The sequence below is a fragment of the Nocardia xishanensis NBRC 101358 genome (assembly GCF_001613365.1).
GTDB lineage: Bacteria > Actinomycetota > Actinomycetes > Mycobacteriales > Mycobacteriaceae > Nocardia > Nocardia xishanensis.
Genome location: NZ_BDCF01000018.1, coordinates 121110 through 140046, shown reverse-complemented (window position 1 = coordinate 140046; position 18937 = coordinate 121110). Strand labels below are relative to the sequence as shown.

Annotated in this window: 16 protein-coding genes; 11 read left to right on the top strand and 5 right to left on the bottom strand. The window is 69.8% G+C overall.

The window, feature by feature from the left end; all coding sequences use genetic code 11:
- Positions 1 to 206: 206 nt before the first annotated feature.
- Genes NX1_RS17375 through NX1_RS17365 form a run of 3 tightly spaced genes read right to left on the bottom strand, consistent with a single transcriptional unit; the run spans position 207 to position 5167 of the window.
- Positions 207 to 2777, bottom strand: a complete 2571-nt coding sequence (locus NX1_RS17375; RefSeq protein ID WP_245668543.1) for a serine/threonine-protein kinase PknG — start codon at positions 2775 to 2777, stop codon at positions 207 to 209.
- 6 nt (positions 2778 to 2783) lie between these two features.
- A complete protein-coding gene (locus NX1_RS17370; protein ID WP_068059960.1) occupies positions 2784 to 3764 on the bottom strand; it encodes a glutamate ABC transporter substrate-binding protein in 981 nt (326 codons plus the stop codon).
- 26 nt (positions 3765 to 3790) lie between these two features.
- Positions 3791 to 5167, bottom strand: a complete 1377-nt coding sequence (locus NX1_RS17365; RefSeq protein ID WP_068059957.1) for a GlnX family signal transduction membrane protein — start codon at positions 5165 to 5167, stop codon at positions 3791 to 3793.
- A gap of 116 nt (positions 5168 to 5283) precedes the next feature.
- Here NX1_RS17365 and NX1_RS17360 point away from each other — a divergent pair, with 116 nt between their 5' ends.
- Entirely contained in the window at positions 5284 to 5967 is a 684-nt protein-coding gene (locus NX1_RS17360) for an NUDIX hydrolase (RefSeq protein ID WP_068060067.1), read from the top strand.
- Here the strand turns inward: NX1_RS17360 and thiE are convergent, their stop codons facing one another.
- Entirely contained in the window at positions 5968 to 6672 is a 705-nt protein-coding gene (gene thiE / locus NX1_RS17355) for a thiamine phosphate synthase (RefSeq protein ID WP_068059954.1), read from the bottom strand. It abuts the gene before it with no gap.
- Between the two features lie 119 nt (positions 6673 to 6791).
- Here thiE and thiO point away from each other — a divergent pair, with 119 nt between their 5' ends.
- From thiO to NX1_RS17325, 6 genes are all read left to right on the top strand, one after another.
- Positions 6792 to 7889: a glycine oxidase ThiO gene (gene thiO, locus NX1_RS17350; RefSeq protein WP_068060064.1), complete on the top strand. Its 1098-nt coding sequence runs from the start codon at positions 6792 to 6794 to the stop codon at positions 7887 to 7889.
- Positions 7886 to 8104: a sulfur carrier protein ThiS gene (gene thiS, locus NX1_RS17345; protein WP_068059951.1), complete on the top strand. Its 219-nt coding sequence runs from the start codon at positions 7886 to 7888 to the stop codon at positions 8102 to 8104. Before thiO ends, thiS begins: the two co-directional genes overlap by 4 nt.
- Positions 8097 to 8858 carry a thiazole synthase gene (locus NX1_RS17340; RefSeq protein ID WP_068059948.1) on the top strand — a complete coding sequence of 254 codons (762 nt, stop codon included), beginning with the start codon at positions 8097 to 8099 and terminating at the stop codon, positions 8856 to 8858. The genes thiS and NX1_RS17340 overlap by 8 nt, the downstream gene beginning before the upstream one ends.
- Positions 8859 to 8952: 94 nt before the next feature.
- Positions 8953 to 9969, top strand: a complete 1017-nt coding sequence (locus tag NX1_RS17335) for an ABC transporter ATP-binding protein (RefSeq protein ID WP_068059944.1) — start codon at positions 8953 to 8955, stop codon at positions 9967 to 9969.
- A complete protein-coding gene (locus NX1_RS17330) occupies positions 9969 to 10769 on the top strand; it encodes an ABC transporter permease (protein WP_068059939.1) in 801 nt (266 codons plus the stop codon). Before NX1_RS17335 ends, NX1_RS17330 begins: the two co-directional genes overlap by 1 nt.
- Positions 10770 to 11077: 308 nt before the next feature.
- Positions 11078 to 11923, top strand: a complete 846-nt coding sequence (locus NX1_RS17325) for an adenylate/guanylate cyclase domain-containing protein (protein ID WP_373864883.1) — start codon at positions 11078 to 11080, stop codon at positions 11921 to 11923.
- Between the two features lie 126 nt (positions 11924 to 12049).
- Here NX1_RS17325 and NX1_RS36945 read toward each other — a convergent pair whose 3' ends face one another.
- The gene (locus NX1_RS36945) at positions 12050 to 12208 is read right to left on the bottom strand and encodes a CG2302 family histidine operon protein (protein ID WP_169812246.1); all 159 of its coding nucleotides are present in this window, start codon (positions 12206 to 12208) and stop codon (positions 12050 to 12052) included.
- 163 nt (positions 12209 to 12371) lie between these two features.
- Between NX1_RS36945 and NX1_RS17320 the strand changes: the two genes are divergently transcribed.
- From NX1_RS17320 to NX1_RS17305, 4 genes are read left to right on the top strand one after another with little or no spacing between them, the layout of a single operon-like run.
- On the top strand, positions 12372 to 14087 hold the full coding sequence (locus NX1_RS17320) for an acyclic terpene utilization AtuA family protein (RefSeq protein WP_068059934.1): 1716 nt from the start codon (positions 12372 to 12374) through the stop codon (positions 14085 to 14087).
- Complete coding sequence (locus tag NX1_RS17315) at positions 14084 to 15247, top strand: acyl-CoA dehydrogenase family protein (RefSeq protein WP_068059932.1); 1164 nt, start codon at positions 14084 to 14086, stop codon at positions 15245 to 15247. Before NX1_RS17320 ends, NX1_RS17315 begins: the two co-directional genes overlap by 4 nt.
- On the top strand, positions 15244 to 16842 hold the full coding sequence (locus NX1_RS17310) for an acyl-CoA carboxylase subunit beta (protein WP_068059929.1): 1599 nt from the start codon (positions 15244 to 15246) through the stop codon (positions 16840 to 16842). The genes NX1_RS17315 and NX1_RS17310 overlap by 4 nt, the downstream gene beginning before the upstream one ends.
- On the top strand, positions 16796 to 18934 hold the full coding sequence (locus tag NX1_RS17305; RefSeq protein WP_084501504.1) for an ATP-binding protein: 2139 nt from the start codon (positions 16796 to 16798) through the stop codon (positions 18932 to 18934). The genes NX1_RS17310 and NX1_RS17305 overlap by 47 nt, the downstream gene beginning before the upstream one ends.
- The last annotated feature ends 3 nt before the right edge of the window (positions 18935 to 18937 follow it).

Here is an 18937-nt window from a genome sequence, read left to right as displayed (position 1 = left end):
TGATCCCCGCGCCAGGATGGAAAGCGGATCGGGGTCGCCAGTATCCGAGGAGCCCCGCGGGCCGTGGGAGCGATGCCCTCGCCTCCCGTCAGCCGCGCCGGCTGCCCCCGGCGTGGCGCGGCCCGCGGACCTTCCCGGCTGCCGACTGCTCCCGCGCCCGGATCCGGCCCGGCCGCTGTTCCGCCGCAGCGGCCGGGTTTCTCGGGTCAGAACCAGGTTTGGGCGCGGATGCTGTTGGCGAGATCGACCAGCGCGTAGCGATGTTTGCGGCCCGGCGCGTGGCGGGCGAGGGCGCGTAGACCCGATTCGGTGCCGTCGCGCAGATCCCGTTCGGTGAACGCGGCGCCGAACAGCTTGGCGTCGTCGCGTTTCGGGGCGTTGCCCGCTTGCAGCCAGGCCAGCGCGGCGCCGAGCACGAGCACCCGCATCTGGAGCGCGCGGCTCTCGCCGGCAGGCAGCGTCTGCACCCGCGCGGCCGCCACGTGCAGCGTCGACTCGTCCAGTTCGGCCACCGGGGACGCGGTGAGCAGCAAGAGCACCGCCGTCATCCGCGCCGCGGCGTAACAACGCGATGAGCCGGCGACCTCGTCGAGCGCGTCGACCGCCACCTCGACCCCGCCCGCCGCCGAAAGCTGTCTGGCCAGCCCGAATGCCGCGCTCACCACCGCTCGGTCGGTGCGCCAGACGGTGCCGTAGAACCTCTCCGCGTAGGCCCGCCACTGCTCCGGGTCCTCCGAATGCCACTGCTGCAGAATCAGTTCCGCGGTCGCGGCGAGGGCGAGCTTGGGTGCGATCTCGCCAGGCAGCACGTGCAGCACCGACTCGAAGCGCGCGAAGGCCCGCTCGTAATTCTGTTCTCGCAGCTCGGCCAGCCCGGTGTACCAGTCGACGCGCCAGTCGGACGCGGGCATTCGGGACAGCAGGTACAGCACCGCGGCCGACTCGCCCATGTCGAGCCGCAGTCTGACCTCGGCGAGGGAAAGCTCCAGATCCAAAGTCTCCGGAGCATTCTCGGGATCGGCGGCGGCGCGTTCGCGCGCCTCGTGCAGCGCGTCCAGCGCCTGCCGCGGATCCGTGTGCACGGCGGCGGCCAGCAGCGGAGCGGACGGTTCGGCGGGGTCCATCAGCGGAATCGGCAGCGCCGCAACGATGTCAGCGGAGCGCAGCAAACTGCTGCGGGCGATGCCGTCGGCGTAGGCGTCGGTCTGGCTGATCAGTTCCTCGGTGCCGAAGCTGGTCCGCTGTGGACTGAACACTGTGGACAACTGGGGATGCTCGACGCCGGTGTCGAGCGCGAGGATCTCCCGCAAGACGCCCGACAGCTGGCCTGCCATCGCCCGGGCCGAGCCGAACCGGCGCGCCGGGTCCGTATCGGTCGCGGTGAGCAGCAGACGGTGGAAGAACTCGTAGCGTTCCAGCACGGGTTGCTGTGCGGGATCGGGGATGCCGTCCAGATAGCGGCCGTGTTCCATCGGCAGGTTCAAGGTGAGCACGGCCAGCGTGCGCCCGACCGTGTAGATGTCGGAGGCGACCGTCGGACCGGTTCTGGCGATCTCCGGAGCCTGGAAGCCCTTGGTGCCGTAGAGGTTTCCGTATGCCTCGATGGTGGTGACCGCGCCGAGGTCGATCAGTTTGACTTGGTCCTCGGTGATCATGATGTTGTCCGGCTTGAGGTCGTTGTAGGCCAGGCCGATCGAATGCAGATAATCCAACGCGGGCAGGATCTCCAGCACATAGGCGATCGCCTCGGCGACCGGCATCCGCGCGGGCCGCTCGTAGCTGTCGAGCACCGCGCGCAGCGAACGCCCGCCGACGTACTCCATCACGATGTAGCCGATCGGGGAGCCGTCCTGGCCCGGATGCTCGACGAAGTTGTGGATCTTGACGATGCTGGGATGGGCGACCTCGGCGAGGAATTGGCGCTCGGCCACCGCGACCGCCTGCGCTTCGGCGTCGCCCGCGTGCAGCAAGCCCTTCAGCACCACCCATCGGTCGCTGACGTTGCGGTCGATCGCGAGGTAGATCCAGCCGAGGCCGCCGTGCGCCAAGCAGCCCTGGACTTCGTACTGGCCGGAGACCAGATCGCCAGGATGCAGCGAAGGACGGAAATCGTAAGGCGCTCGGCAGGTCTCACAGGCGCCTGCCGTCGTCGCCGGGCGCACGGCGGTCGCCCGGCCGACGGGATTGCCGCAGCGCCAGCAGAAGCGCCTGCCCTCGGAGACCGCCGGATTGGTGAGCACCGCCGCCATCGGGTCAGCGGGCGGGACCGTCGGGATCGGCACCAAGCCGCCGCCGAGCCTGCGCACCGATGGCCGGGAGTGCGCGGTGCGCACGCTGCGGCCCGAAGTACGCGATGCCCCAGCGGAATCCGGCTCAGAGCGGGGCGTCTCGTCGCTCACTTCGGCGGCTATGGTGCCCGGCGGTTCGGCGAATGCCGCGGTGCCGATCGGTTCTGCGGCTTGGTTCTGGGGTTGCGCCGCGGCGGTCGCGGCCCCTCCCGCCGCGGTGTCGGTGGACTCCGTCCGGCGGTCGCGTACCTGCCCGGTCGGCTCGTCGTCCTCGGTGCGCGAGGGCGAGGGACCCAGCTGGGTGGCCGGTCCGTCGTCCTCGGAATATGCTGTGCCGCTCGATGTTCGGTCGCGGCCGGGCGCGAGTGGGTCGGACCGGCGGATCGTCGGCGGCGCTTCGGCGTTCTCGGGCTCCGATCCGGAGGGCCCGGAGCCCATCGGCTGGTCGCCGTCCTCCGGTCGCGGGAAGGGGAGGTATCGCGTGGTCATCGCCCCTCAGTCCTGATACGTAGGAGCGGGTGGAGTGGGCGTCGGGTCTAGTGCGGTGAGCCACCGCTCGTGGATCCGCATCCAAGTGCCGTCGGTGCGCAGCCGCTCCAGGGTGCCGTTGACGAACCGCACCAGATCGTCGGCTTCCTTGGCGATGCCGATGCCGTACGGCTCGGCGCTGATGCTGTCGCCGACCACCTCGGTGTACGGGTCCTGGGCGGCCAGGCCCGCCAGGATCGCGTCGTCGGTGCTCACCGCGTCGACCTGCCGTTGTTGCAACACCACCAGGCAGTCGGCCCAGGTCGGCACGGTCAACAGGGTGGCGGCGGGCTGTTCGTGGCGGATGTGGTCCAGCGAGGTGGTGCCGAGCACCACGCACACCCGTTTGCCAGCGAGATCGGCGATGCCGGTGATGCCGGAGTTCTTCATGGCCAGCACCCGCTGGTCGGCGCGCAGGTAGACGGTGGAGAACGCGACCTTCGTGCGCCGTTCGCAGGTGATGGTCATGGTCTTGGCGACCACGTCCACGGTGTGGTCCTGCAAAGCCCGCTCCCGGTCGGCCGAGCCCAGGATGCGGTATTCGATCAGGTCCGGGTTGCCGAGCAGGTCGCGCGCGATCTCGCGGGCGATGTCGACGTCGAAGCCGACGACGGTGCCGCTGACCGGATCGCGGAAACTGAACAGGTTGCTGCCGGTGTCCAAGCCGACCAGCAACCGGCCGCGGGCCCGTATGGCGTCGATGGCCGGGCCGCTGGCGGCCCGGCCGGAACCGGCGGGCCGCAGGCTGGCGGTGGGGTCGCCGCACTTCGGATCGCTGGGCTCCGGCAGCGGTGTATCGGTCCCTATCGGAATGGCTTTCGCGGGCAGCGGCGGCTCGGTGTAAGAACCGGATTCGGTGGTGTCCGCGGTGTGTACGGACGACGCGCAGCCGCCGAGGAAGGCGCTGGCGGCGAGTGCGGCGGCCAGCAGGCCACGCGCCGTGCTCATCGGGGCTGTTGTGGTCGATGAGGTGTTCATCGATACTCCCGCAGTCGAGGCCACAGGCCGATGCCGACATAGGCGGCGGCGACGATGCCGAGCACCATGGCCCCGGTGGCGAGTAGATCCAGCACGCGAATCGCCCGGGAGATCTCCCAGCGCAGTGTGTTTCGCGTTTCCGTGATACCGCTCTCGAGTGAGCTGTCGAGCGCGTCGACGTGCGCGGTGGACTGGGCGGCGCCCGGCCCGGTGGCCACCACCGCCGCGCCGTGGTAGTCGCCGTGCGCGAGCGCGTCGTTCATCCGCTGGTGCGAGATACGCCAACGTGCCAGTGCGGCACGGGCATTCGCGACCTCGTCGGCGGCGGGCGCGGAACCGGGGTAGCCGCCGAGCAGCTCGTCGAGGCGGGCGATGTCGGCGTCGAAGGTGCGGTCGTAGTCGCCGGTCACTTCCCGGCGCACCAGCTTCAGCGTCTCCGCGGCCCTGGCCTGCTGGGCGAGGATGCGACCTTCGATCAGCCGGGAGGCGGGCACGACCGCGTCGTCGCGGCCGCTGATCATCGCGGCTGCCGACAGCGATCCCGCGATCACCGTCCACGCCAAGAGGATCGACATCGCGCCGGAGGCCAGCAGCAGACCCACGTTGAAAGTGCGCCGCCAGCGCCTCGCCAGCTGAGTCTGCGCCCAGACCAGTACGACCAGCGTGAGAATCAGCAACCCGATGGCCGTCCACGGCGGGCGGACGTGGGCGCGCTGCGCGGCGTCGACGGCATCCGAGCGGTGCTCCTGAAGTTGCTCGGCCATCGGCAGCAGCCTGGTCTGCATCTGGTTCGACGCTTCGCTCAGGTAGGCCGCGCCGACCGGATAACCGCTGCGATTGTTGGCGCGCGCGGTTTCGATCAGACCGGAGTAGACCGGCAGGCCAGTCGCGATGCCGGTCCGCAGGCGCACATCGGTCTCGGTGTCGGCGTACCCAGTGGTCTGCCCGGATTGGGCGACCAGCTCGGCCGCCGCCTCGCCGACCGCCTGGGAGTATCTGTCGCGCACCGCTTCCGGTTCGACGCCGCCCGCGATGAACGCGGTGCTCGCGGCGGCGTCGGCGATGGACAGCGACGTGTAGAGACGGTGCGCGGAGTCCGCGTCCGGCTCGGTGTCGACGAGCAGGACGCGCAGGTCCTCTTGGCGATCGCCGACCATCGACGCGGTCACCGCGCCGGCGGTGAGGCACAGCCCGATGAGCAGCAATCCGAGGGCAATCAGCCGACCGGGCGACGAGTGCGCGAAGGAGCGCAGATCGGCGGGATCGAGGTGCTCGCGAACGGCCGCCGCGGACATGGCGCCGAGGTGTTTGCGGCTGTGCTCGGCCGGGACCGACGGCGGCCGCGAGGCCGAGAGCTGCTCGGTCCGAGCCATTGTCCACCTCCGGGTCCGCGCCCCACCTGTGCGTCTGCGTCGCAGTTTATTGTGGTCCTACCGGTGCCGTGGCGTGTCGAACACCCCCTGCCACGGCTGGATGAGGATGGTTGGCGATGCGCGGTGACGGCGACGGTTGGTCGCGAGGTCCGGACGGCCTGAAGCATTGGGGCAAGTTCGGCGCTGCCGGATTGTTGCTGCGCGCGCCGCTCGCGGCAGGCGGCTCGGCGGTGCTGCTCCAGCATCGCGCTCCGTGGAGTCATCAGGGCGGTACCTGGGCGTTGCCCGGCGGTGCGCGCGACAGTCACGAGACCCCGGTGCACGCGGCGGTGCGGGAGGCGTGGGAAGAGGCGGGCATTCGCCCCTCCGACGTCCGGGTTCGCGCGGAACGCGTGACGGCTTCCGCGCTGAGCGGCTGGACCTACACCACCGTGATCGCCGACGCGGTGATGACCTTGCCGACCAGCGCCAACCGGGAGAGCACCGAACTGGCCTGGGTGCCGGAGGCCGAGGTCGAGGCGCGCCCGCTGCACCCCGGTTTCGCCGTCGCCTGGCCGGCGCTGCGTGCCGTCCCGGCCAGGGCTTGCCTCACCGAGCTGGACGATTCGCGAGCCGTCGCCGAAGCTCTTCCGCGCACTGTCGACCTCGCCGATCACGGATTCATCTGGTTGCACTCGGATCCCGAAGGTCCGGGCGGGGTCGCGCGGATCATCGACGCTGCGATCGAGGAACCGGCCGCAGCGCAGCTGCCGCCCCCGGTCACGGTGCTCTCGGTGACCAGGGGACAGGTGCTGTCCTGACTACAGCCTGGCGTTGGCCAGCAGCGCCGACTTGAGTTCGCGCGCGGCGGCCTCCGGGTCGCGGGCCTCGGTGATGGCGCGGACCACCACGATCCGCTCGGCGCCCGCCTCCAGCAGCTCGGGCAGCCGCTGCCGGTCGATCCCGCCGATGGCGAACCACGGCCGGGTCGGGTGCGCGTCGGCGGTCGAGCGAATCAAATCGATGCCGGCGGCCTGCCTGCCCGGCTTGGTCGGGGTGGTCCACACCGGGCCGGTGCAGAAGTAATCGATGTGCTCGTCGATGGCGGCCAGCCCGGCTTGGGCGCGGTTGTGCGTCGAGCGGCCGATCACCACGTCCGGCCCCAGGATGCGGCGCGCGTACCAGGGCGGCAGGTCGCCCTGGCCGAGGTGCAGCACGTCGGCGTTGGAGGCGAGCGCGATGTCGGCGCGGTCGTTCACCGCGAGCAGCGCGCCGTGTCTGCGGGTCGCGGCCTTGAGCTCGGCGAGCGCGCCGAGTTCGGCCTTGGCCTCCATCGGCCCGAATTCGGCCTCGCCCGGCGATCCCTTGTCTCTGAGCTGGATGATGTCGACCCCGCCCGCGAGCGCGGCTTCGGCGAACTTGGCCAGATCGCCCTTCTCGCGCCGGGCATCGGTGCACAGATAGAGCCGCGCGGTAGCCAGGCGCTCCCGTGGCGGCAGCGTTCGATTCGGGAGGGAGGGTTGCACGCCTTCGACGGTAGCCGCGCTACCGTGGGGATGCGAACAGAAGGCGGGACGAGCACGGTGGCCGCGGCGCGCCGGGATGGTGCGCGAGTACCCCCGCACGGATGAGGTAGGTGGACAGCATGCGGACTCTCGCCGTCGTCGGTGGCGGCGCCATCGGGCTGTCGGTGGCGTGGCGGGCCGCCGAGGCGGGATGGCGGGTCACGCTGTTCGATCCCGCCGTCGGATCGGGCGCCTCGTGGGTGGCGGGCGGGATGCTGGCTCCGCTCTCGGAGGGCTGGCCCGGTGAGGATCGTGTTCTCGAATTCGGCGCCGCCGCGCTGGCGCGCTGGCCGGAGTTCGCGGAAAGGCTGGAATCCGTCTCGGGCGCACAGGTCTTCGTCGCCGACGAGACCATGACCGTCGCGCTGGACGGCGCGGACGCCGCCGATCTGCGCACCGTCGCGGACTGGGTGGGCGGACACGGTCACCAGCTGCGCGTGCTGGACCGCGCGGGCGTGCGCGCACTGGAGCCCGCGCTCGCCCGCACCGTGCGCGCCGGTTTGCTGGCCTCCGCCGAACCCGCCATCGACAACCGTCGTCTGCTCGATGGATTGCGCGACGCCGTGACCGCCGCGGGCGTCGAACTGCGCGCCGAGGAGATCGCCGACCTCGACGCGCTCGCCTTCGACCAGATCGTGCTCGCCGCGGGCGCGGCCTCGGCGCGGCTGTGGCCGGGACTGCCGGTGCGGCCCGTCAAGGGGGAGATCCTGCGGCTGCGGCACCGGCCGGGCGCGGCGCCCGCTCCGCAGCGCGTGATCCGCGCCAGGGTGCACGGCAGGCCGGTCTACCTGGTCCCGCGCCGGGACGGAATCGTCGTCGGCGCAACGCAATACGAGGCCGGTTTCGACACGGCGGTGACCGTCGCCGGGGTCCGTGACCTGATCGCCGATGCCGAGGCGGTGCTGCCCGGCATCGGCGAATACGAACTGGCCGAGGCCGCGGCGGGTTCCCGGCCGGGCAGCCCCGACAACCTGCCGCTGATCGGCAGGCTCGCCGAGCGGGTGATCGCCGCCACCGGGCACGGCCGCAACGGCATGCTCACCGTGCCGCTGACCGTCGACGCGGTGCTCGCGCTGCTCGACGGCACGATGCTCGCCGAGGCGCGAGCCGCTGACCCGCAACGCTTTTCGACGGCGCCGGGTGCGTCGTCCCTATCCACCGCAGGAGGAGTTCGATGACCGCGACATCCGTTCCCATCGGCGTCACCGTGAACGGGCAGGATCACGAATTCGCCGAACCGCTCACCGTCCGCGAGCTTTTGGCCCGCCTGGAGCTGCCGTGTCAGGGAGTGGCGCTGGCCGTCGACGGCGCGGTGTTCCCGAAGTCGCGCTGGGACGAGCAGGTCGGTCGCGGTTGGACCATCGAGGTGCTGACGGCGGTTCAAGGTGGGTAACGCGTCGCCTCTGCGCATCGCGGACCGCGAGTTCGGTTCCCGGCTGATCATGGGCACCGGGGGAGCCGAAAGCCTCGCCGTGCTGGAGGAGGCGCTGGTCGCCTCCGGCACCGAGCTCACCACCGTCGCCATGCGCAGGGTGGATGCCGCGGGCGGCACCGGCGTGCTCGACCTGCTGAAGCGTCTGCACATCATGCCGCTGCCCAATACCGCGGGCTGCCGCACCGCCGCCGAGGCCGTGCTCACCGCACAGCTGGCCGCCGAGGCGCTCGATACCAACTGGGTGAAGCTCGAGGTGATCGCCGACGAACGCACCCTGCTGCCCGACCCGATCGAATTGCTCAGCGCCGCAGAACAATTGGTGGACGCGGGCTTCGTCGTACTGCCCTACACCTCCGACGACCCGGTGCTGGCGCGGCGTCTGGAGGACGCGGGCTGCGCCGCCGTCATGCCGCTGGGCGCTCCGATCGGCACCGGGCTCGGCATCGGCAACCCGCACAACATCGAGATGATCGTGGCCGCCGCAGGCGTCCCGGTGATCCTGGACGCCGGCATCGGCACCGCGAGCGACGCGGCCCTGGCCATGGAACTCGGCTGCTCCGCGGTGCTGCTGGCCACCGCCGTCACCCGCGCCAAGCGCCCCGAGCTGATGGCCGCGGCGATGGCGGATGCCGTTCGCGCGGGATACCTCGCCAGGCAGGCGGGCCGCATCCCCAAGCGCTTCTGGGCCCAGGCGTCGTCCCCGGAGCTCTGAACCCGCGAACTCAGGGGCGACTCATCCGCAAGGATGACGGGATCGACACCTTAGTGGTGACGCGCGACGCGCGGTTTTGCGGAATGCTGGACCCATGATCGAACTGAGGGGCCTGACCAAACATTTCGGCCAGACCGCCGCGGTTCAGGATCTGTCCTTCACCGTGCGACCCGGACAGGTGACGGGCTTCCTGGGACCGAACGGCGCCGGTAAGTCCACCACGATGCGGATGATCCTCGGCCTGGACAAGCCGACCGCTGGTACCGCGCTCATCAAGGGCAAGCAGTACCACGAGCTGGACCATCCGCTGCGCGTTGTCGGCGCGCTGCTGGACGCCAAGTGGGTGCATCCGAACCGTTCGGCTCGCTCGCACCTGCAGTGGCTCGCGGCGTCCAACGGTATCGCCAAGTCGCGGGTGGACGAGGTGCTGCGGCTCGTCGGCCTCTCCGAGGTGGCGGGCAAGAACGCGGGCGGCTTCTCGCTCGGCATGTCGCAGCGGCTCGGCCTGGCGGGCGCTCTGCTCGGCGATCCCGAGGTGCTGCTGTTCGACGAGCCGGTGAACGGCCTCGACCCGGAGGGCATCCTGTGGATCCGCCGGTTCATGCAGCGGCTGGCGTCCGAGGGACGCACGGTGCTCGTCTCCAGTCACCTGCTCTCGGAGATGGCGCAGACCGCCGAGCACCTGGTGGTGATCGGTCGCGGTCAGCTGATCGCCGACACCACGACGCGGGAGTTCATCGAGCGCGCGTCCGAGCAGTCGGTGCGGGTGCGCAGCCCGCAGCTCGACCAGCTGCGCAGCCTGCTCACCTCGAACGGCATGACCGTGCGCGAGGACGGTGCGGGCTCGGACGGACCGGCGCTGCTGGTTGCGGGCGTGCCCAGCGACGCGGTCGGCAAACTGGCGGGCGCGAACGACATCACGCTGTTCGAGCTCTCGCCGCAGCGGGCCTCGCTCGAGGAAGCGTTCATGCGGATGACGGGCGGTTCTGTGCAGTACCACGGCGAAGGCTTCGACCCGGCGGGAGCGACGGGCCCGGAGGCGGCAGCCGGCGTAACCACGAAGGGACCCGCGGACGCCGCGTCCTACACAGCGATGGGAGGTGCGCTCTGATGGGCGTGTTGGCAGCGGAACGGATCAAACTCACCTCGACCAGGTCGCCTTGGTGGTGCACCGCCCTGACAGTGGTCTTCGCCCTCGGCATCACGGCCTTGTTCAGCCTGCTGCTGAACGTGTCGATGAACGCCTACAAGGAAGACCCGTCGATCGCTCCGGAACCGCCGTTCGCGGAGAACGTGATGGCGGGCCTGGGCATCACCGGAGTCTCGTTCATCCCCGGCTTCGGCTACATCCTCATCATGATCCTGGCCGCGTTGGCGGTGACCAGCGAATATCGCTTCGGCACCATCAAGGCCACCTTCCTCGCGGTTCCGCACCGTTCCGCGGTGCTGGTCACCAAGGCGAGCATGATCGCGGCGGGCGCCGCGGTGCTTTCGGCGATCCTGACGTTCCTCAGCTTCCTCATTCTGAAGGGGCTGACCGACAGCGATGTCGGCAGCAAGCTCAGCCTGACCGACGGCGATCTGAAGGTCTTCTACGCGGTGCCGATCTTCGCCGCGCTCGTCGTCTTCCTCTCGGTGGGCGTCGGCGCCCTGATCCGCCAGTCGGCGGGCGCGTTGTCGCTGCTGATCGTGTGGCCGGTGCTGATCGAGCCGATCATCGGCGCTTTCGGCAAGTACGGCCGCAACATCCAGGTGTTCCTGCCCTTCCAGAACGCCAACCGGTTCCTCGGTCTCGAGGACACCGCGCTGCCGTGGCACTGGGGCGCCTGGACCGCGCTGCTCTACTTCACGGCCTTCGTCGCCATCGTGTTCGGCGCGGCGCTGGTCGTGGTGAACAAGCGCGACGCCTGAGAAAATCGAAGAGCTGCCCGAGTTGCCCTCCCTCGCCACTCGGGCGCGGGGACGCGACCTTGTCGGGAGGTTCGCGGCTCCGGTAGCACTGTCCGCCACTGCCCGGCGGGCTGTGCGCATCACCGGCCCGGCGCGTGAAGACAATCCCCCTTCACCGCCGGGCCGGTGGTCGTTTCCGGGCGATGTTTGGTAACCGGCCGACGCTCCGTGGGCTGAGATACGCTCGGGGCGTGAGCGATACACCGTCCGGCGGTGCCGGACCAGGGTCGCGGCCGGAGGACGATGGCGGCATCGATCCCGAGGTCGTGATTCCGTTGTCGCCCGCCGACGAGGCCAACGGCGCCCGTCGTTCGGGGCGGGCTCTCCGCAAGAAGCAGATCGCGGCGTTGATGAACGCGGCCAACCAGCGCCCGGACCTGATAGACGTGCTCCGCAAGGCGCGCGAACAACTTCCGGGCGACCCGTCGTTCGGCGATCCGTTGTCCGTCAGCGGGCCAGGTGGCGCCCGCGCGGTCGCCAGGGCCGCCGACAAGCTCGTCGGCGACAATCCCAGCGCGGCTCGCGAGATCGGTTTCGGCGCACTGCAGGTCTGGCAGGCGATGCTGGAGCGCGTCGGCCGCGGCAAAGGCAGCGAAGAGATCACCGTCATGTTCACCGACCTGGTGGCCTTCTCCAGCTGGTCGCTGACGGCGGGCGACGAGGCGACCCTCGAACTGCTGCGCGAGGTGGCCAAGGCCATCGAACCGCCCATCGCCGATCGCGGCGGACGGGTGGTGAAGCGGATGGGCGACGGTGTCATGGCGGTGTTCCCCTCCGCCGACCGCGCGGTGCGCGCCGCCGTGCAGGCCAAGCGCAACCTGAGCCGGATCGACCTGCGCGGCTACCGCCCGCGCATGCGGATGGGCCTGCACACCGGCTCGCCGCGCGAGATCGGCGGCGACTGGCTCGGCGTCGACGTCACCATCGCCGCGCGCGTCATGGAGGCGGGCGGCAACGGCAACACCATGATCTCCGAGGCCACCCTGCAATCCCTCGAGCCCGAAACCCTCACCGAACTCGGCTTGACCGTCAAGCCCTACCGACGCAGCTTCTTCGCGGCCCCCCTCAGCGGCGTCCCGGAAGACCTCCGCATCTTCCGTCTGTCGAAGAACTAGGCCATGCGGCACGGTTCCGTCCGAATTCGCGGGCAGGACGGTCGCTGCGGGCACACTCGAAGTCTCGGATGCGAAGCGCTGCTCGGACTCGGACGAGTGGCTTGTGGTCGCGGGGGCGGCCGAGAGCTAGAAGAAACCCCAGGCGATGGCGCCCGCTGCGGCGAGGACGGCGCAGACCGCCAAGGCGATGGAGAGGGGCCGGGAGGTCTTCCAGGTGGAGTACGCACCGCCGATCAGGAAGCCGGCGAGGGCGAGCAGCAGCATCACGGTGACGTCGGTGGACATGGGGCCATTCTGGTGGGTCGCGGCTCGAGAGAGCCCCGCCGGGTATGTCGTCATGCCGCTAACCTGCTTCTACAATTAACAAGCACGCGCGCTTGATTTTTTCTTGACCGGATGTGATGCTGAACTCCGGAACGCGAACTCCACCGAAGGAGGCCCCCGGCTGATGAGCAAGTTGGCCGCCGATCCGGATGTGATCCGCATCGGCAACTGTTCCGGGTTCTACGGTGATCGGCTCAGCGCCATGCGCGAGATGCTCGAGGGCGGGCAGCTCGACGTGCTCACCGGCGACTACCTCGCCGAGCTGACCATGTTGATCCTGGGCAGGGACCGGATGAAGGACCCGAGCCTCGGCTACGCCAAGACTTTCGTCAAGCAGATCGAGGACTGCCTCGGGCTCGCCCTGGAACGTAATGTGCAGATCGTCGCCAACGCGGGCGGCCTGAATCCGGCAGGCCTGGCCGAGAAGCTGCGCAAGGTGGCCGCCGATCTCGGGCTGGACGCCAAGGTCGCGCACGTCGAGGGCGACGATCTGCTCTCGCGCGCAAGCGAACTCGGCCTCGGCAGCCCGCTCACGGCCAACGCCTACCTCGGCGCGTGGGGCATCGTCGAATGCCTGAACTCGGGCGCCGACATCGTGGTCACCGGCCGGGTCACCGACGCCTCGGTGATCGTCGGCCCGGCCGCCGCGCACTTCGGCTGGGGCCGAACCGATTACGACGCGCTCGCGGGCGCCGTGGTCGCTGGGCACGTCATCGAGTGCAGCACTCAGGCCACCGGCGGCAACTACGCCTTCTTCACCGAGCTCGCCGATCTCGGCAGGCCCGGCTTCCCGATCGCCGAGATCCGCCGCGACGGCAGCAGCGTGATCACCAAGCACGAGGGCACCGGCGGCGCGGTCACCGTCGACACGGTCGAGGCGCAGCTGATGTACGAGATCCAGGGCGCGCGCTACGCGGGCCCTGACGTCACGACGCGGCTCGACAGCATCCGGCTGAGCCAGGAGGGCCGGGACCGGGTGCTCATCAGCGGCGTCACGGGCGAGGCGCCCCCGCCGCAGCTCAAGGTCTCGCTGAACACCCTCGGTGGCTTCCGCAACGAGATGGAATTCGTGCTGACCGGCCTTGACATCCCGGCGAAAGCCGAACTGGCGCAACGTCAGCTGGAATCCTGGCTGCCGGTGCGCCCCGCCGAGCTGGAGTGGACGCTTGCCCGGCTGGACCGGCCGGACGCCGACACCGAGGAGCAGGCCAGCGCGCTGCTGCGCTGCGTGGTCCGCGACCCCGACCCGAACAAGGTCGGCCGCGCCTTCTCCAACGTCGCGGTGGAACTGGCCCTGGCCAGCTACCCCGGCTGCACCTTCACCACCCTGCCCGGCAACGGCTCGCCGTACGGCGTGTTCACCCCAGCCTTCGTCGACGCCACCGACGTGCCGCACACCGCGGTCCTACCGGACGGCACTCGTATCGAGGTCGCGGCGTCGTCGGAAACGACTGCGCTGGAAGGCGTCCCGGAACCGTCTCTGCCGGAGCCGTTGGCCGCGAACGAGACTCGTCGCGCCCCGCTCGGCGCCATCGCGCTGGCTCGCAGCGGCGACAAGGGCGGCGACGCGAACATCGGCGTATGGGTACGCACTGACGAACAATGGCGCTGGCTGGTGCACACGCTAACCGTCGACCGGATGAAGGAGCTACTGCCCGAGGCCGCCGCCCTGTCGGTCACCAGGCACGTGTTGCCGAACCTGCGCGCCGTGAACTTCATCGTCTCCGGCCTGCTCGGCAAGGGCGTGGCCTACCAGGCACGCTTCGATCCGCAGGCCAAGGGGCTCGGCGAATGGCTGCGGTCCCGTCACCTCGATATCCCCGTGGAGTTTCTCTCATGACCGGTGCCGTAGCTAGTCCGTGGAACACACCGGAGCGGCGCGAATTGCGCGCCACGGTGCGTGGTTTCGTGGAGCGCGAGATCCTGCCGTACCTCGACGACTGGGAGCGCGACGGCGAGATCCCGCGCGAGCTGCACAAGAAGGCGGGCGCACTCGGCCTGCTCGGCGTGCAATTCCCCGAGTCGGCGGGCGGTTCCGGCGGCGACGGCGTGGACGCCATGATCGTCTGCGAGGAGATGCACCAGGTCGGCGCCTCCGGCGGGCTGTTCGCCTCGCTGTTCACCTGCGGCATCTCGGTGCCGCACATCGTCGCCTCGGGCAACGAGGACCTGATCGAGCGCTTCGCCCGCCCAACCCTTGCCGGGGAGAAGATCGGTTCGCTGGCCATCACCGAGCCCGGCGGCGGCTCCGACGTCGGCCACCTCACCACCACCGCGCGCCGCGACGGCGACCACTACATCGTCAACGGCGCGAAGACCTACATCACCTCCGGCTGTCGCGCCGACTTCGTGGTCACCGCGGTGCGCACCGGCGGACCCGGTTCGGGAGGCATCTCGCTGCTCGTCGTGGAGAAGGGCACGCCCGGATTCACCGTCAGCCGCAAGCTGGACAAGATGGGCTGGCGCGCCTCCGACACCGCGGAACTGTCCTACGTCGACGTGCGGGTGCCGGTGGAAAATCTGGTCGGCCCGGAGAATTCCGGCTTCTATCAGATCGCTGGCGCGTTCGTCAGCGAGCGGGTCGGCCTCGCGGTGCAGGCGTATTCGCAGGCGCAGCGCTGCCTCGAGCTGACCCTCGAATGGGTGCGCAACCGGGAGACCTTCGGCCGCCCGCTGATCAGCAGGCAGGCCGTGCAGAACACGGTGACCGAGATGGCCCGGCGCATCGACGTCGCCCGCGTCTACACCCGAGATGTGGTGCAGCGCAGCGCCAATGGCGAGACCGATCTGATCGCCGAAGTCTGCTTCGCCAAGAACACCGCCGTCGAGGCGGGCGAGTGGGTGGCCAACCAGGCCGTCCAGCTCTTCGGTGGTCTCGGCTACATGCGCGAATCCGAGGTGGAGCGCCAGTACCGTGACATCCGCATCCTCGGCATCGGCGGTGGCACCACCGAGATCCTGACCGCACTCGCCGCCAAACGATTGGGGTACCAGTCATGACGATCTTGCGTAGCACGCTCGACAGCGGTTCGGCCGAGTACGGCGCCGCCGCGGAGGCGATGAACGCCAAGCTCGCCGAGATCGGCGCCGAGTTCGCCAAGAACGTCGCAGGCGGCGGCCCGGACAAGATGGCGCGGCACCGCAAGCGCGGCAAACTGACCGCGCGCGAGCGCATCGAACTGCTCATCGACGAGGATTCGCCGTTCCTCGAGCTGTGCCCGCTTGCCGCGTGGGGCAGCGATTTCCACGTCGGCGGCAGCGTGATTGCGGGCATCGGCATCGTCGAAGGCGTCGAATGCATGATCGTCGCACCGGATCCCACGGTGCGTGGCGGCACCTCGAACCCGTGGACGCTGCGCAAGAACCTGCGCATGAACGACATCGCCATGGAGAACCGCCTGCCGGTGATCGGCCTGGTCGAGTCCGGCGGCGCCGATTTGCCCACGCAGAAAGAGGTTTTCGTCCCCGGCGGCCGGATGTTCCGCGACCTGACGAAGCTCTCCGCGATGGGCATTCCGACCATCGCGCTGGTGTTCGGCAATTCCACGGCGGGCGGCGCGTACATCCCCGGCATGTCCGACTACACGGTGATGATCAAGGAACGCTCCAAGGTGTTCCTCGGCGGTCCGCCGCTGGTGAAGATGGCCACCGGTGAGGAGTCCGACGACGAATCCCTCGGTGGCGCCGAAATGCACGCCAGGACATCGGGTCTGGCCGACTATCTGGCCGCCGACGAGCAGGACGCGATCCGCATCGGCCGGTCCATCGTCAAGCGCCTGAACTGGAAGAAGCAGGGTCCCGCGCCGCGCGCTGAGGTGATCGAGCCGCTGTTCGACCAGGAGGAGCTGCTCGGTATCGTCCCCTCCGATCTGAAGATCCCGTTCGATCCGCGCGAGGTGATCGCGCGCGTCGTCGACGGCTCCGATTTCGACGAGTTCAAGCCGCTGTACGGCAGCAGCCTGGTCACCGGTTGGGCCGAGCTGCACGGCTATCCGGTCGGCATCCTCGCCAACGCGCGCGGCGTGCTGTTCTCCGAGGAGGCGCAGAAGGCGGCGCAGTTCATCCAGCTGGCCAACCAGTCGGATACGCCACTGTTGTTCCTGCACAACACGACCGGCTACATGGTCGGCAAGGAGTTCGAGCAGAAGGGCATCATCAAGCACGGCGCGATGATGATCAACGCCGTATCCAACTCGAAGGTGCCGCACATCTCGCTGCTGATGGGCGCCTCCTACGGAGCGGGGCATTACGGCATGTGCGGTCGCGCCTACGATCCGCGCTTCGTATTCGCTTGGCCCAGTGCGAAATCCGCGGTCATGGGCGGTGCCCAGCTGGCCGGTGTCATCTCGATCGTCGGCCGCGCCGCCGCCGAGGCGAAAGGCATGCCGTTCAACGAGGAAGCCGACGCGGGTATGCGCGCCATGATCGAGGCGCAGATCGAAGCCGAGTCGCTGCCGATGTTCATGTCGGGCAGGCTCTACGACGACGGCGTCATCGACCCCCGCGACACCCGCACGGTATTGGGCATGGCGCTGTCGGCCATCCACAATGCCCCGATCAAGGGCGCCGACGGCTTCGGCGTCTTCCGCATGTGAGGCAGCCGTGAATGTAATTTCGACCGTTTTGGTGGCCAATCGCGGTGAGATCGCACGCCGCGTCTTCGCCACGTGCCGGCGCATGGGCCTCGCGACCGTCGCCGTGTATTCCGACGCGGACGCCGCTGCTCCGCACGTCGGTGACGCCGACGCCGCGGTCCGGCTCCCCGGCAACACTCCCGCGGAGACCTACCTGCGCGGCGAGCTGATCGTCGAGGCCGCGCTCTCCGCGGGGGCTGACGCCATCCATCCCGGATACGGATTCCTCTCGGAGAACGCGGAATTCGCGCGGGCGGTGCAGGCGGCGGGTCTGATCTGGATCGGACCGCCGATCGAGGCCATCGAGCAGATGGGCTCGAAGGTCGCGTCCAAGAAGATGATGGACGCCGCGGGCGTGCCGGTGCTCGCCGAACTGGACCCGACCGAGGTCACCGAGGCGCACCTGCCGGTACTGATCAAGGCGTCCGCCGGTGGCGGCGGGCGCGGCATGCGGGTGGTGCGCGAGCTCGCCGATCTGGAACCGCAGATCGCGGCGGCCCGGCGCGAGGCCGAGTCCGCGTTCGGCGATCCGACCGTGTTCTGCGAGCGCTACCTGGAGACCGGCAGGCACATCGAAGTCCAGGTGATGGCCGATACGCACGGCACGATCTGGTCGGTCGGCGAGCGCGAGTGCTCCATTCAGCGCCGCCACCAGAAGGTCGTCGAGGAGGCGCCGTCGCCGCTGGTGGAGCGCATCGACGCCATGCGCGCGTCAGGCCCGGAGGCGGTAGCGCAGCGTGACCACGGAGGGTCCGCGCGCATGGCCAATGGGCAGAGCATGCGTGAGAGGCTGTTCGAGGCGGCTCGGCTGGCCGCGGGCGCGATCGGCTACACCGGCGCAGGCACCGTCGAGTTCCTCGCCGACGAGCAGGGTGATTTCTTCTTCCTGGAGATGAACACCCGTCTCCAGGTGGAACATCCGGTGACGGAATGCACCACGGGTCTGGATCTCGTACGCCTGCAACTCGAGGTGGCCGCCGGCGGCAGGCTGCCCGCCGAACCGCCCGCCATGCGCGGGCATTCGATCGAGGTCCGGCTCTACGCCGAGGATCCCGCACACGACTGGCAGCCGCAGAGCGGCACCGTGCACCGGATCGACATCCCCTCGGTGACAGCGGAATTCGATCTGCTCGAGCGAGCGGGCGTGCGCCTGGACACCGGCGTCGTCGACGGTTCGATCGTCGGCGTGCACTACGACCCGATGCTGGCCAAGGTCATCTCCTACGCCGAGACGAGGACCGAGGCGGCCCGGTTGCTCGCCACGGCCTTGCAGCGCGCCCACATCCACGGCTTGGTGACCAACCGCGACCTGCTGGTGCGGGTGCTGCGCCACCCCGCCTTCCTGGCGGGCGACACCGACACGGCGTTCTTCGACACGCACGGATTGTTCACGCTCGCAGCGCCTTTGGCGTCCGAGGCCGATGAGGCGTTGTCCATCCTCGCGGCCGCGCTCGCGGACGCCGCGGCCAACCGCGTGGCGGCGCGGGTCGGCGGCGGACTGCCGAGCGGCTGGCGCAATCTGCCCTCGCAGTCGCAGCGCAAGTCCTACGAGAGCCGCGTGAGCGGCGTGCACGAGGTCGGCTATCGATTCACCCGCTCGGGCGTGACGGTGGACGGCCATGAGGGTCTCGAGCTGGTCGAGCTGAGCCCCGAGCGTGTTGTGCTGAGCGTGCCCGGCGAACGCGGACCGGTGCGGCGGGCGTTCACCGTCGCGCGCTACGGCGATCTGGTCTGCGTCGACTCGCCGCTCGGGCCGGTGAGCGCGCGCAGGCTGCCGCGCTTCAGCGATCCGGCCGACCAGGTGGCCACCGGTTCGCTGCTCGCGCCCATGCCGGGCAGCGTGATCCGGCTCGGCGCGGAGGTCGGCGGCCGGGTGGACGCCGGGCAGCCGATTCTGTGGCTGGAGGCGATGAAGATGGAGCACACCATCGCCGCGCCCACCGCGGGCGTGCTGAGCGCGCTCAACGTCACCGTCGGCCAGCAGGTCGACATCGGCGCCGTCCTTGCCGTCGTGGATCCCGACGACGCGGTCAACGAGAACCAGGAGCAGTAATCC

Bases quoted from the DNA above. Each gene is read 5' to 3' on its own strand.
- NX1_RS17305 (WP_084501504.1), top strand. From the start codon at position 16,796: ATGCCCCGATCAAGGGCGCCGACGGCTTCGGCGTCTTCCGCATGTGAG.
- NX1_RS17375 (WP_245668543.1), bottom strand. From the start codon at position 2,777: ATGACCACGCGATACCTCCCCTTCCCGCGACCGGAGGACGGCGACCAG.
- NX1_RS17310 (WP_068059929.1), top strand. From the start codon at position 15,244: ATGACGATCTTGCGTAGCACGCTCGACAGCGGTTCGGCCGAGTACGGC.
- NX1_RS17365 (WP_068059957.1), bottom strand. From the start codon at position 5,167: ATGGCTCGGACCGAGCAGCTCTCGGCCTCGCGGCCGCCGTCGGTCCCG.
- NX1_RS17320 (WP_068059934.1), top strand. From the start codon at position 12,372: ATGAGCAAGTTGGCCGCCGATCCGGATGTGATCCGCATCGGCAACTGT.
- NX1_RS17315 (WP_068059932.1), top strand. From the start codon at position 14,084: ATGACCGGTGCCGTAGCTAGTCCGTGGAACACACCGGAGCGGCGCGAA.
- NX1_RS17370 (WP_068059960.1), bottom strand. From the start codon at position 3,764: ATGAGCACGGCGCGTGGCCTGCTGGCCGCCGCACTCGCCGCCAGCGCC.
- thiS (WP_068059951.1), top strand. From the start codon at position 7,886: ATGACCGCGACATCCGTTCCCATCGGCGTCACCGTGAACGGGCAGGAT.
- NX1_RS17335 (WP_068059944.1), top strand. From the start codon at position 8,953: ATGATCGAACTGAGGGGCCTGACCAAACATTTCGGCCAGACCGCCGCG.
- NX1_RS17360 (WP_068060067.1), top strand. From the start codon at position 5,284: ATGCGCGGTGACGGCGACGGTTGGTCGCGAGGTCCGGACGGCCTGAAG.
- NX1_RS17330 (WP_068059939.1), top strand. From the start codon at position 9,969: ATGGGCGTGTTGGCAGCGGAACGGATCAAACTCACCTCGACCAGGTCG.
- NX1_RS36945 (WP_169812246.1), bottom strand. From the start codon at position 12,208: ATGTCCACCGACGTCACCGTGATGCTGCTGCTCGCCCTCGCCGGCTTC.
- thiO (WP_068060064.1), top strand. From the start codon at position 6,792: ATGCGGACTCTCGCCGTCGTCGGTGGCGGCGCCATCGGGCTGTCGGTG.